The sequence below is a fragment of the Roseivirga pacifica genome, from assembly GCF_900111145.1.
Classification (GTDB): Bacteria; Bacteroidota; Bacteroidia; order Cytophagales; family Cyclobacteriaceae; genus Roseivirga; species Roseivirga pacifica.
Genome location: NZ_FOIR01000001.1, coordinates 982615 through 994333 on the forward strand (window position 1 = coordinate 982615; position 11719 = coordinate 994333).

Consider the following 11719-nt stretch of genomic DNA (forward strand, 5'->3'; position numbering starts at 1 on the left):
GCCCGCATAGTAAAAGTGCTCGTCAAAATCAGAGCGCGTTCCAATTCGGCTATGCTAAATCAAATGATTTGCTGAATGCCGAATGATCGAAAAAAATGGGTGCTGGAGCTGTCTTCAACCTCTCGCTTAGCTTGAGTGATAGCTGTAGTTGAAATAGCTGTTCTCCCCAGCTATTGATAGTTTTTAAGGTACCACGGGTGATGTAGAAGCCTCTTGATGAATCAAGGGCTACCGTTTTGGCAATTTGTCGCATGTAGTTTGTCTCTTGCAGAGCTTTTTAGAGCCCTACATTTTGTTTAGGTGAATAATAATTTACCAACTAGTGTATAGTTGGCGTGACAAATGACAGGTTTTTGGATGAGTAACCCAAATATGTGTATTTATAATTAATTATCCATGTAGAAGGTATCACAATTTCTCATTTCTGTAAAATGAGCACAGAGATGCTACTACAGCCCAAATAGGTTGTAATGCTTGCTTGTTGGCCGTTGAGTGATTAAACGACCAAGCGAAAAGAATAAGAGAGTTTAGTAAATGTAGCTGTTGCCGTTGGCCTTTATAGTTACTTGGGCTTTGTCAAGGGCTTCTGTGTGGCCAATTACTTGTGCATCAATGCCGAAGCTCTTGGAGATGGCAATAATGTCTTCAGCATGGGTTTCATCAATGTACACTTCCATTCGGTGGCCCATATTGAAAACCTTGTACATTTCTTTCCAATCGGTACCGCTTTCTTCTTGAATCATTTTGAAGAGTGGAGGCACATCAAAGAGGTTATCTTTCACTACATGAAGCTGATCGATAAAGTGAAGAATCTTAGTTTGTGCGCCACCGCTGCAGTGAATAAGGCCGCCAATTTGATCTCTGAATTGCTTCAGAATCTCTATGATTACAGGGGCGTAAGTTCTTGTTGGAGAAAGCACAAGTTTACCAGCATCGAGTGGGCTTCCGTCTACGGTGTCAGTTAGCTTTTTCGTGCCAGCATAAACCAAATCGTTTGGTACATCTGGGTCGAAGCTTTCAGGGTATTTTTCTGCTAAATATTTATCGAAAACATCGTGGCGGGCAGAAGTGAGTCCATTGGAACCCATACCGCCATTATATTCGCTTTCGTAGTTTGCTTGGCCAAAAGAGGCTAAGCCAACAATTACCTGACCCGGCTTTATCTTTTCGTTGGTAATTACGTCTTCACGCTTCATCCGGCCAATCACGGTAGAATCTACCACAACGGTACGTACCAAGTCGCCAAGGTCGGCAGTTTCTCCACCTGTGCTTATAATGTTCATTCCATTATCGCGCAGCATTTGCAGTACTTCTTCTGTACCGTTAATTAGTGCAGAAATTACTTCGCCAGGAATTAAGTTCTTGTTTCTACCAATGGTTGAAGAAAGCAGAATATTTTCGGTGGCACCTACACAAAGTAGGTCGTCAATATTCATTATGATGGCATCTTGTGCTATGCCTTTCCATACGCTGAGGTCTCCGGTTTCTTTCCAGTACATGTAAGCCAGAGAGGACTTTGTACCGGCACCATCGGCATGCATAATGTTGCAATAGGCATCATCATTACCCATAAAATCGGGTACTACCTTACAAAAAGCTTTTGGAAAAAGGCCTTTGTCAAGGTTTTTAATTGCATTGTGCACATCTTCTTTAGAGGCTGAAACACCTCGCTGCATGTAACGGTCGCTCATCATCAATGAATTATGGTGCAAAAATAAGAAAGCCTCCCAAAAGGAGGCTCAATTCATGAGATTATCTCAGATCAATTCTTGTCAATGTTGGTTACCTTAAATTCGGTACGCCTGTTTTGCTGGTGCTCTTCTTCCGAACATTCGTCAATCCGCTCATTGGTACAGCCGTTTATCAACTGCGATTCGCCATAGCCTTTGGCCACAAGTCGGTTGCGTGGAACGCCTTGCGAAACAATATAGTCAACCGCGGCTTGTGCTCTTCGCTGAGAAAGGTCTTGGTTGTAATCATCTCCTGATCGGGCATCGGTATGTGAACTCAATTCAATTGATATCTCCGGATTATCTTTAAGCAGAATCACAAGTTTGTCGAGCTCTACAGCAGCATCAGCACGAATTTCGGCTTTATCCAAATCGTAGTAAATATTAGGAACCACTATGGCTTTATTAAGCACTATCTCGTCAAGCGTAACATCTGCATTGAATACCTTCTCTGTAAATCGCTCAACCAGATCTTCCTGCGCTACACCTTCACCAACGGTGCTAAACAGGGTTCTTTCCGTAAAGTAATTTTCTTTTTCACCCACTAAGGTGTAACGCTTTTCAGGGTCAACAGGGAAGCTAAATGAACCACCTCGGCTACTCAAAATGTCGTCAACCAGTTGATCGTTTTCATCTAAAAGTTTTACTTGTACGTTGCCCAGAATAGTAACCGTACTGTCTTCACCTCTCTGATAAGTGGTGCCTTTTAGTAAATAGGTGATTTGCTTTAGATCGCTAGAATTATCAATAAAGCTGTAGATGTCGTCTCCACCTTTTCCGCCCTCACGGTTCGAGCTATAAAAACCCTCAAAAGGAAAATCGGAATAAACCAGTCCGAAATCATCGGCAGGCGAGTTGAACGAAGGGCCAAGGTTGCGTACTGTTACATTTCCACCGCTATTCACTGCTTCAAAAAGGTCGAGCATACCGAAACCTGCATGGCCATCGCTGGCAAAGTATAGTTTATTGTCAGGCGAAACGTACGGAAAAACCTCATCTCCAGCTGTGTTGATGTCTGGTCCCATGTTGGTTACATCGGCCCAACGTCCACGGGCGTTTATTGTAGCTCTGTAGATGTCGGAACCGCCATAGCCACCTGGTCTATCGCTGGCAAAGTAAATGGTTTCTCCAGAGTTGTTAAAGGCTGGGGAAGTGTCCCAAGAGTCGGCACTGTTAATAGGCATAATTTGCGCCTGTGTCCATTGGCCGTTTCTTTTGGTTGAAATGTAGAGGTCTACACTTCTTCGGCCTTTTTTATCGTTTGTGTTTCCTTTTGCGAATACGGCTTTGGTTCCATCGGGCGAAATGGTGATGGAGCCTTCGTTTATGTTCACTTCATTAAAAATCTCAGATAGGGTTTCAATACTGCCAGCTTCGGGAGAAAGGCCGTTCATTTTAACCTTGCGCAAATCACTGTAAGGAATGTCATAGCGGGCAAATTTCTCTGGCTCTGAAAGTGCTACGTAATAAAGCTCCCCGTTAAAATAAAAAGGGCTGTATTCAGATTGTTCGGTATTGATTTCGCCTAACAAATTGAGGTCTACGTCTCTTACATACAGGCTAATTGAGTCTAGCTTGGCCAGGTTGGCAATTTCTTTTTGAGCGCGTTCTTTATAGATCTCGGTAGTGCCGTAAGTCAGGTATTCTTCCAAAATTTCTTTGGCATCGTCATAGCGTTCATGAGCTTTTAGCGAGAGTGCGTAATAAATTTCTAGTTGCTCGTTGTCGTATCCGTTTTCGCGTGCTTTGGTGTAGTAAGGTAAAGCAGCTTTAATGTTGCCTAACTTTCTGTAAGACTCGGCAGTGTAGAAATTCAGGTCAGCAGCATCAGGGTTTTCTTTCAGCTCTTCTTCAAAATCTGCAATGGCTTGTATGTAGTTTTCGTCCTCTACATAGCTCTCCATGTATTTTGGTGTTTTGTCTTCCTCCTCTTGCGCTTTGGCCACAGCGGCTGCCGAAGTTGGTTGGCTTAAGGTAGGGTTTGCAGGTGGAGCGGCTGTTTTTTTAGGAGGTTCTTGCACCCCCAAGAAATTCACTTTTGACGATCCACAGCCCCAAACAAGGGCAACCGTCAATGTAGCGAGTATGAATCTCCTTTTAATCATGCTTGTAAAATAATGAATTAAGCTGAATGCTTAGATATTATACGCTCTCGGCTTGCTGAAAGTATCTTTTTAGCCAACTTTCATTCGCTTTTACGCACCATTTGGTATCAAGTTCTGCTTTAGTACCAACGGTGTTATTGAAAAACAAAGTATTGGCAGCAATGTTTTCGTTGGCCACTTCAGCCTTAACAGCTTGCATTGGTACAAGCTTAACAGTGCTGTTAATTAAAAACGCCAGATTGCTTCGCTCGAAAAAGTTTACTTTGAACTGCTCGCCCAATTCTTGAACAAATCGAACCGAGCTGTCGATAGAGCATCCACTAGCTAGGTTAAAAGACTCATCAGTACAAATGATAAGGAAGTGGCCATGCTCAATTTTGGCCGAAGCTAAAAGCGCCTGGCCATGGGCGGCCCACTGGTGAAGGAATGACTCTGTTTGCGCAAGAATTTCCTTTTGCTCACTCGCATTGAGCACTCTATCAGCTTGATAGATCCAAATTCTGGCGTTGTCACTTAGTTTTTCGAATGGTGTTAGCATGATTTTCTACAGTTCTTCTGCCCAAATGTCGGGCTGTTGTCATTTGTAACCAATCCAATGACACAAAAATTCCGATACAAAGGTTAGAAGGTTGAACTAAAACCATAAAATCATGAAAAAACAGTTTTTGACTTTAGGGCTTGCAGCGCTCTTTTTGGTGGCTTGCAACGATGATGATGCGCCAAGTGAGGCCAACTTAAATTTAAGTATTAATGGACTCGAGGACTTGGGGAGTAGCGCGCAATACGAGGGTTGGCTAATTGTTGATGGTGCCCCAATAAGCACCGGGGTATTTACAGTTACCGATGGCGGAAACCTTTCTCAATCGGCTTTTAGTGTTGATGCGGCCAATGCAGCCAACGCCACAAAGTTTGTATTAACCGTAGAGCCGATACCAGATACAGACCCTGCTCCTTCTGCTCAAAAGCTGTTGGCCGGAGATATTGCCAATGGACAAGCCGCCTTATCTACGGGTGTGGCACCAGCTTTAGGTGCCTTTGAAAATGCTTCGGGTAAATTCTTTTTAAGAACTCCAACAGATGAAACCGATGGGAATAATGGAAACGACCAATTTGGTGTGTGGTTTGGCAACCCTGGAACACCGCCTACATCAGGTTTAGATTTGCCTGTTTTGCCTGAGGGCTGGGTGTACGAAGGTTGGGTTATTGGCGAGGCTGGACCAATTACTACTGGTAGGTTTACTGCCTTTGATGAAATGGACGAAAGCAACGCGTTTAGTGGAACGGAAAACAATGCCGGGCCTCCAATTCCGGGAGAAGACTTTTTTAACAATGCCCCTGCAGGAGAGAATTTTCCATTGGATTTAAGGGGAAGAACAGTGGTGATTACCGTTGAGCCTGAGCCAGATAATGCAGCTGGGCCATTTTTACTCAAGCCATTAATAGCTAACTTACCTGTAGATGCGGCAACAGCGCCTGCAACTCACGATTTAACTGTTAACCAATCTGGTATTCCTACCGGACAAGTAACTATAAACTAAATGAGTAAGTCAGCAGTAATACCTTCTATTAGCTACCTGTGCTTTTTAGCTATGGGTGCGCTAAGTTCTTGCATTGGTACCGATATAGTGGAAGACGGTATTGTAGATGAGCGCCTTGCTATTCTTACAGCTGTGGATACTATTCGGGTAGGAGATGCGGTTCAGTTTAGAGCTGTGTTTTTCGATAATATGGGTGATATGGCCAGCGATGAAATAGCATGGTCAAGCTCTGATAACTCGGTACTCTCGGTAGATGGCATGGGCTTGGTAATGGCCGAAATGGAAGGAACTGCTTACATACGTGTAATGGCATCTAGCCGGAAAGATTCTGTGAAAGTTGTGGCAGGGGAAGAAACTTCTGAGTTGACCAGCGAAAGAGTGGGGATGTTTCAAGGTAAGAGTAGCTATACTGTGGAGGGTTCCTTTGGTATGTCGGAGGTAGGAGAAAACCTAGAACTGGTTTTTGGTAGCGACTTTAGAGCTTCTAATGGACCGGGCTTGTACGTGTACTTGAGTGACAATGCTGATGGCGTTAGCGGTGGAATTGAAGTTGGAGAATTACAGGCTAATTCTGGTGCTCAAACTTATCTTATTAGTAAGGAAAGGGCCGAGCTTTTTGAGTATGACTTTGTTCATATTTACTGCAGGCCGTTTGGTGTGCCGTTTGGCTATGGGGAATTTGACAACTAATGACATGAAGCACTACAGAAAATTATACTTAACCATTGCGTTGATAAGCTGTGTTTACACGCTTCGTGCCGGGGGAGGTTGGCCTGCCGCCAAAGGCAGCACATACCTTAAATTCAACCAGTTTGTTATTCGGTCTGACGACTACTTTAACCCTGATGGGGATATTATTAGTATTTCAACTTCTAGTATTTACCTCACCAGTGTTTATGCTGAACATGGCATAACGGACAAGCTAACAGGAATTGTTTACTTACCGTTTTTTGCCAGAGCTACATTGAATGAGCAAAAATCGGCTAGCACAGGGGAGATACTGCAGCCAGGAGATGCTGTAAACTCTATTGGCGATGCCGATGTAACCTTTAAATATGGGTTGATTACCGGGAAGCCCATTGTGGTAAGTGCCGGTATAACTTTTGGGTTACCCTTGGGAAACCCTGAAGGTGGCGATACAGGCGTGCTACAAACTGGCGATGGCGAATTTAACGTAATGCTGACAATAGAAGCCAGTCGCTCTTTTAATGGTGGAAAGGGCTATGTAAATACATTGATTGGCTATAACAATCGCTCAAATAACTTTAGCGATGAATTTAGAATCGGTGCCGAGGTCGGGTATAGAATTGCTCCTAAGTTATTGACGGCCCTAAAGCTGTACAGTGTAAACTCTTTGAACAATGGAGACGATTTGGAAACACCTTCCAACGGAATTTTCTCCAATAACATTGAGTATTTGGCGGTAACACCAGAAGTGAATTATTTCTTTAATGAATCTTCGGGTATATCGGCTGCCGTTGGCTTTGCCCCTTATGGCAGGCGCGTACTGGCCAGTCCATCATATTCATTAGGGGTATTTTTCAATTTTACAGGAAAAAAGTAAACCCTTTTTGATATCTGCCGTTCGTATTTTCAAACGGTCTCAAATAATTAGTTTTGGAATTTAAAAAAGGTGCTCTTTCGGGCACCTTTTCCATTTTTATAGTCCTTCGTTTTTGGCTATCAGCTCAGCCAAATCCAGTACTTCTACCGAGTCTTCTTTTTCCTTGCTCTTTACGCCATCCTTCATCATCGTCATGCAGAAGGGGCATGCCGCAGCAATTACGTTGGCACCAGTAGCTAGGGCATCTTCTGTTCTTTCAATGTTTACTTCTTTGTTGCCCGGTTCGGCATCTTTAAACATTTGGGCACCGCCTGCGCCACAGCATAGGCCTTTGGTTCGGCAACGCTTCATTTCAACCAATTCTGCATCGAGCGCCTGTAGCACTTCTCTTGGTGCTTCATAAATGTTGTTGGCCCTACCTAAGTAGCAAGAGTCATGGTAGGTGATTTTTTTGCCTTTAAATTCACCGCCACCTTTAAGGCCTACTTTGCCCTCATTAATTAGTTGCTGTAGGAAAGTGGAGTGGTGAATTACCTCGTAGTTGCCGCCTAATTCTGGGTACTCGTTTTTAATGGTATTGAAACAGTGCGGACATGCGGTTACTATCTTTTTTACGTTGTAACCGTCCAATACCTGAATATTGGCCATGGCCTGCATTTGGAATAAGAACTCGTTTCCGGCTCTTCTGGCAGGGTCGCCTGTGCAGGTTTCTTCTTCACCTAAAACCGCGAAGGAAATGCCCACTTTGTTCAAAATTTTAATGAAGGCTATAGTCACCTTCTTATATCTGTCGTCAAACGAACCGGCACAGCCAACCCAAAAGAGTACTTCAGGGCTTTCGCCTTTGGCGGCCATTTCGGCCATGGTCGATACTTTTATTGCTTCACTCATGTTCTATTCAACTTAGTTAGGTTCTTTGTTTAGTTCGTCAGCCCACTTAAAACGATCGGTTGGGGCAAATTTCCATGGTGCAAAACTGGTTTCCACATTTTGGAACATGCTGTTCCAAGAGGCTGGGCTACCTGATTCTTCCATGGCCACGTATCTTCTCATTTGAAGAATGATTGATAGCGGGTCAATGTTTACCGGGCAGGCCTCTACACAAGCGTTGCAGCTGGTACATGCGTTTATTTCTTCTTTGGTAATGTAATCGCCCAATAGTGATTTGCCGTCTTCCAAACCTTTGCCACCGGCTGCTATGCTAGCGCCTACTTCTTCGGCACGGTCGCGGGTGTCCATCATTATTTTTCGTGGCGAAAGTTTTTTACCTGTTATGTTGGCCGGGCATTGTGAGGTACAACGGCCACATTCTGTGCAAGAGTAGGCGTTCATAATGTTTACCCAACTCAAATCGTTCACGTCTTTAGCACCAAACCTACCAATTTCGGCAGGAGGCTCTTCAGCATTTTCAACCGGCATGCCCAACATCATTTTCACCTCGTTGGTAATGGCAGCCATGTTTTCCATTTCGCCTTTAGGCTTTAGGTTAGAATACCACGTGTTTGGAAAGGCCAAAGCAATGTGGAGGTGCTTGGAATAAGTAACGTATACCGCAAAGCCCAAAATGCCAACAATGTGGAACCACCACGCAAAGCGTTCAACTAAGATGAGGGTGCTAACGGAAAGCCCTTCGAACAAAGGCATTAAGAACTGGCTGAAAAAGAAAGTGCCTGTTTGTGCATAATGCTCGTCTTGCCCCTGAATGAGCATGTCGGTCGCATTCATGGTTAAAATAGCAAACATTAAAATGATTTCAGTGATCAGAATGAGGTTGGCATCCAGGGTTGGCCACTTCTTCATTTCTGAACCTTTAAAGCGTTTTACGCCCAATACATTTCTTCTGATTAAAAAGATTACGCAAGAGAGTAGCACGCCTATCGCTAAGAATTCAAACACGTTGATGAGCACCGTGTAGAAGTCACCAAGAAATGGAGCGAAGATTCTGTGTGTTCCGGCAATTCCGTCAATTACAAATTCGAGCACTTCTAGGTTAATTACCAAAAAGCCAACATATACGAGTAAATGCAAAAATGCCGGTAATGGGCGCTTAAACATCTTCTTCTGACCAAAGGCAACCAAAAGCATGGTTTTCCAACGGTCGGGTTGGTTGTCGTTTCTTCCTGCGGCTTTACCAAGTAAGATGTTCTTTCTTATTTGGGTAATGCGCTTGTATAGAAAGTAGGTGGCAACGGCCACTACCACTAGAAAAGCTATTTGAGAAATGTACTGCATAATGTCTTGGTCTTGAGCGGCTTTTTAATTCTTATCTGAAAATTATTAAAAATGTTTTGCACGGTATATCATTTTGCATACTTTTGTGCCTCCAATTCAGGGTGCTGTAGCTCAGTTGGTAGAGCATCGGACTGAAAATCCGTGAGTCGGTGGTTCGAATCCACTCAGCACCACTGCAACAAAAACCTCTTCGTTTCGAAGGGGTTTTTTATTTGCTACATGTTGAAATCGTTTGCATGACATATGCGAATATAACACCCTATGAGAAAAATAGTATGCATGCATACTATTTTTATTTCAATCCTCTAAGTTCTTTGTCGGTTAAGGTACGCCACTTGCCTCTTGGTAGGTCCTTTTTGGTAAGACCAGCAAAAACCACCCTGTCTAGCTTTTCTACTTTGTAACCAAAGTGTTCAAAGAGCCTTCTTACAATTCTGTTTTTACCAATGTGGATTTCTATACCAATGTTTTTCTTGTCGGAAGAGACTATGGCCAAATCGTTCACTTCCACCAGGCCATCTTCTAATTTCACGCCATTTACAATCTCGTCAAAGTCGGCCTGCGTTATGGGCTGATCGAGCGTAACTTGGTACACTTTCAGAATTTGTTTGGATGGGTGAGTGAGTTTGCGGGCTAAGTCGCCATCGTTTGTAAAGAGCAATAAGCCGGTGGTTGCGCGATCAAGCCTACCAACGGGGAAGATCTGCTCTGGACAGGCATTCTTCACCAAGTCCATAACGGTTCTACGTCCTTTCGGGTCCGATGTGGTAGTAATAAAGCCTTTTGGCTTGTTCAGTAATATGTATTGCAGTGTTTCTGGGTTAAGGGCTTTGCCATTGTATTTTACTACTTGGCCGGGCTGCACCTTGTAACCCATTTCTTTGATTACTTCACCATCAACTTTTATTTCGCCTGCCTCAATTAGCTTATCGGCCTCTCTGCGCGAACATACGCCTGAGTTTGCGATATAGCGATTCAACCTTACAGGTTCATCAAAGCCAGCTGATTTTTGGGGTGAAGATTCGGGCGTGTTTTGTGGTTTGTTGGTGCCGAATTTCTTTTTGGAGTTCTGTTTTCTTTGCATAGATATTCAGTATCACTACTGTATTTGCAGCAAAGTTAGGGATTATTCCTGAGCTTTTTCCTCAGTTTCTTGAGGACCAATTTCGTTTTCATTTTCGGCAAAATCTTTCGGAGTTGGCAGGTCTTTTAGACTGTTAATGCCAAAGTAGTCCATAAACTTGTCGCTAGTGCCATAGAGCATTGGGCGGCCAATGGCTTCAGACTTTCCTTTAATCTCAATCAGCTCCTTTTCTAGCAGCTTCTGAACACTGTAATCGCAGTTTACCCCACGTATTTGCTCCATTTCCGACTTGGTAACGGGCTGTTTGTAAGCAATAATCGAAAGGGTTTCGAGTGCTGAGGTAGAAAGCCTTTTTTTGGATTGATGTTTTAATAAAATGCCAATGCTGGCTTGGTAAGCAGGTTTGGTAAGAAACTGGTAGCCGCCACCTGAATGAATGATTTCGAAAGCATATTCATCCGAAGCATATTTCTCACTTACTTTTTCAATGGTGGTTTCAATGTCCTTTACAGGCACGTCTGCCTCAAACATTTCGCTGAGGCAGTTTCTAATTTCGTCTACCTTAATAGGTTTTTGAGCACAGAAAATTAGGGCTTCAATATGATTCCCCAGAAAGTCCATTACTTACGCTGAGAAAGCTTGGCTTCTATAGAGTGCATAGTATGCGGTACAGCCTTTAGTCTTTCTTTCGAAATGAGTTTACCTGTATCGATACAAATACCGTAGGTTCCGTTTTTAATTCGGATAAGGGCGTTCTCTAAATTGTTGATAAACTTTTGCTGGCGTGCTGCCAATTGGTTTAGATTCTCTTTTTCCAAAGTGTCGGCACCATCTTCTAGCACTTTGGTTGAGTTATTCGTGATGTCGTCTCCTGAGTCACCACTTTTAGTAAGGCTTTTCTTAAGCTCGTTCAGCTCGTTCTTGGCCTTTTCAATTTTATCTAAGATGAGCGCTTCGAATTCTTTCAGTTCACTCTCCGAATATCTTGTTTTAACTTCCTGGCTCATGTGTTCGCAATTAGGATGAATAAAGTTGCGCTAAAATAAACCTCTGGCCATCATTTACAAAACAATAGAAGTTTTTTCCGAAGGGCTTTTAAAAGCCTTTTGGAATGAATAGGACAATAAACAGAATATAATTTTGTTTAGATGCGAATGGCTGAAAAGCAGCAAAGCTCCTGTTAGGAGCTTAAAAGTTTAAATTCATTGCTTCGATTCTGCGAAAAATGGTGCTTTTGTCAACAGAAATTCGATGCTTAATTGCGATGTAACGCGCTAAAACATCGGGGTTTATGCCTTTTTTCCAGTACCGGGCAATGGTGTCGTTAATAATACAGTTCATAGATTCCAATAGGTTAAGTTGAGTTCTAAGTCAATTGAAGGTACAGAATTATATCTTGAATTCTTAGTAAAACACAAGATTAATTTCTGATTGAATGGAATAATTCAAGGCAGTAATTTGGGCTT

Annotated in this window: 13 protein-coding genes and 1 tRNA gene; 4 read left to right on the forward strand and 10 right to left on the reverse strand. The window is 43.1% G+C overall.

The window, feature by feature from the left end; genetic code table 11:
* Window positions 1–49: 49 nt before the first annotated feature.
* From BMW98_RS04335 to BMW98_RS04350, 4 genes are all read right to left on the reverse strand, one after another.
* Window positions 50–253: a hypothetical protein gene (locus BMW98_RS04335; protein ID WP_090257217.1), complete on the reverse strand. Its 204-nt coding sequence runs from the start codon at window positions 251–253 to the stop codon at window positions 50–52.
* Window positions 254–527: 274 nt separating this feature from the next.
* Window positions 528–1691 carry an AIR synthase related protein gene (locus BMW98_RS04340; protein ID WP_090258208.1) on the reverse strand — a complete coding sequence of 388 codons (1164 nt, stop codon included), beginning with the start codon at window positions 1689–1691 and terminating at the stop codon, window positions 528–530.
* A gap of 71 nt (window positions 1692–1762) precedes the next feature.
* Window positions 1763–3835: a CHU_0125 family OmpA-like outer membrane integrity protein gene (locus BMW98_RS04345; protein ID WP_090257219.1), complete on the reverse strand. Its 2073-nt coding sequence runs from the start codon at window positions 3833–3835 to the stop codon at window positions 1763–1765.
* Window positions 3836–3872: 37 nt separating this feature from the next.
* Window positions 3873–4373, reverse strand: coding sequence for a hypothetical protein (locus BMW98_RS04350; protein ID WP_090257221.1), 501 nt, complete (start codon window positions 4371–4373; stop codon window positions 3873–3875).
* Window positions 4374–4485: 112 nt separating this feature from the next.
* Here BMW98_RS04350 and BMW98_RS04355 point away from each other — a divergent pair, with 112 nt between their 5' ends.
* Genes BMW98_RS04355 through BMW98_RS04365 form a run of 3 tightly spaced genes read left to right on the forward strand, consistent with a single transcriptional unit; the run spans window position 4486 to window position 6937 of the window.
* A complete protein-coding gene (locus BMW98_RS04355) occupies window positions 4486–5373 on the forward strand; it encodes an anti-sigma factor (RefSeq protein WP_222843601.1) in 888 nt (295 codons plus the stop codon).
* Complete coding sequence (locus tag BMW98_RS04360; RefSeq protein ID WP_090257225.1) at window positions 5374–6063, forward strand: DM13 domain-containing protein; 690 nt, start codon at window positions 5374–5376, stop codon at window positions 6061–6063.
* A 4-nt stretch (window positions 6064–6067) separates the two neighbouring features.
* Entirely contained in the window at window positions 6068–6937 is an 870-nt protein-coding gene (locus BMW98_RS04365; protein WP_139177414.1) for a hypothetical protein, read from the forward strand.
* A gap of 96 nt (window positions 6938–7033) precedes the next feature.
* On the opposite strand, the gene BMW98_RS04370 is transcribed toward BMW98_RS04365, so the two are convergent.
* Together BMW98_RS04370 and BMW98_RS04375 are read right to left on the reverse strand one after the other, a co-directional pair.
* Window positions 7034–7828 (reverse strand): (Fe-S)-binding protein, encoded by a 795-nt coding sequence (locus tag BMW98_RS04370; RefSeq protein ID WP_170836505.1) that lies wholly within the window; start codon window positions 7826–7828, stop codon window positions 7034–7036.
* Between the two features lie 12 nt (window positions 7829–7840).
* The gene (locus BMW98_RS04375; RefSeq protein ID WP_090257228.1) at window positions 7841–9169 is read right to left on the reverse strand and encodes a 4Fe-4S dicluster domain-containing protein; all 1329 of its coding nucleotides are present in this window, start codon (window positions 9167–9169) and stop codon (window positions 7841–7843) included.
* Window positions 9170–9269: 100 nt separating this feature from the next.
* Between BMW98_RS04375 and BMW98_RS04380 the strand changes: the two genes are divergently transcribed.
* Window positions 9270–9342, forward strand: a tRNA-Phe gene (locus tag BMW98_RS04380).
* Between the two features lie 119 nt (window positions 9343–9461).
* Here BMW98_RS04380 and BMW98_RS04385 read toward each other — a convergent pair.
* The 4 genes from BMW98_RS04385 to BMW98_RS20395 all read right to left on the reverse strand — a co-directional run bounded on the left by BMW98_RS04385 (window position 9462) and on the right by BMW98_RS20395 (window position 11594).
* Window positions 9462–10253 carry a pseudouridine synthase gene (locus BMW98_RS04385; RefSeq protein WP_090257229.1) on the reverse strand — a complete coding sequence of 264 codons (792 nt, stop codon included), beginning with the start codon at window positions 10251–10253 and terminating at the stop codon, window positions 9462–9464.
* Between the two features lie 42 nt (window positions 10254–10295).
* A complete protein-coding gene (gene scpB, locus BMW98_RS04390) occupies window positions 10296–10874 on the reverse strand; it encodes an SMC-Scp complex subunit ScpB (RefSeq protein WP_090257231.1) in 579 nt (192 codons plus the stop codon).
* Window positions 10874–11260: a TraR/DksA family transcriptional regulator gene (locus BMW98_RS04395; protein WP_090257232.1), complete on the reverse strand. Its 387-nt coding sequence runs from the start codon at window positions 11258–11260 to the stop codon at window positions 10874–10876. Before BMW98_RS04395 ends, scpB begins: the two co-directional genes overlap by 1 nt.
* Before the next feature lie 181 nt (window positions 11261–11441).
* Complete coding sequence (locus BMW98_RS20395) at window positions 11442–11594, reverse strand: hypothetical protein (RefSeq protein ID WP_162844676.1); 153 nt, start codon at window positions 11592–11594, stop codon at window positions 11442–11444.
* Between the last annotated feature and the right edge of the window lie 125 nt (window positions 11595–11719).

Excerpts from the sequence above, each read along its gene's own strand:
- BMW98_RS04335 (WP_090257217.1), bottom strand. The coding sequence starts at position 253 with ATGCGACAAATTGCCAAAACGGTAGCCCTTGATTCATCAAGAGGCTTC.
- BMW98_RS04340 (WP_090258208.1), bottom strand. The coding sequence starts at position 1,691 with ATGAGCGACCGTTACATGCAGCGAGGTGTTTCAGCCTCTAAAGAAGAT.
- BMW98_RS04345 (WP_090257219.1), bottom strand. The coding sequence starts at position 3,835 with ATGATTAAAAGGAGATTCATACTCGCTACATTGACGGTTGCCCTTGTT.
- BMW98_RS04350 (WP_090257221.1), bottom strand. The coding sequence starts at position 4,373 with ATGCTAACACCATTCGAAAAACTAAGTGACAACGCCAGAATTTGGATC.
- BMW98_RS04355 (WP_222843601.1), top strand. The coding sequence starts at position 4,486 with ATGAAAAAACAGTTTTTGACTTTAGGGCTTGCAGCGCTCTTTTTGGTG.
- BMW98_RS04360 (WP_090257225.1), top strand. The coding sequence starts at position 5,374 with ATGAGTAAGTCAGCAGTAATACCTTCTATTAGCTACCTGTGCTTTTTA.
- BMW98_RS04365 (WP_139177414.1), top strand. The coding sequence starts at position 6,068 with ATGAAGCACTACAGAAAATTATACTTAACCATTGCGTTGATAAGCTGT.
- BMW98_RS04370 (WP_170836505.1), bottom strand. The coding sequence starts at position 7,828 with ATGAGTGAAGCAATAAAAGTATCGACCATGGCCGAAATGGCCGCCAAA.
- BMW98_RS04375 (WP_090257228.1), bottom strand. The coding sequence starts at position 9,169 with ATGCAGTACATTTCTCAAATAGCTTTTCTAGTGGTAGTGGCCGTTGCC.
- BMW98_RS04385 (WP_090257229.1), bottom strand. The coding sequence starts at position 10,253 with ATGCAAAGAAAACAGAACTCCAAAAAGAAATTCGGCACCAACAAACCA.
- scpB (WP_090257231.1), bottom strand. The coding sequence starts at position 10,874 with ATGGACTTTCTGGGGAATCATATTGAAGCCCTAATTTTCTGTGCTCAA.
- BMW98_RS04395 (WP_090257232.1), bottom strand. The coding sequence starts at position 11,260 with ATGAGCCAGGAAGTTAAAACAAGATATTCGGAGAGTGAACTGAAAGAA.
- BMW98_RS20395 (WP_162844676.1), bottom strand. The coding sequence starts at position 11,594 with ATGAACTGTATTATTAACGACACCATTGCCCGGTACTGGAAAAAAGGC.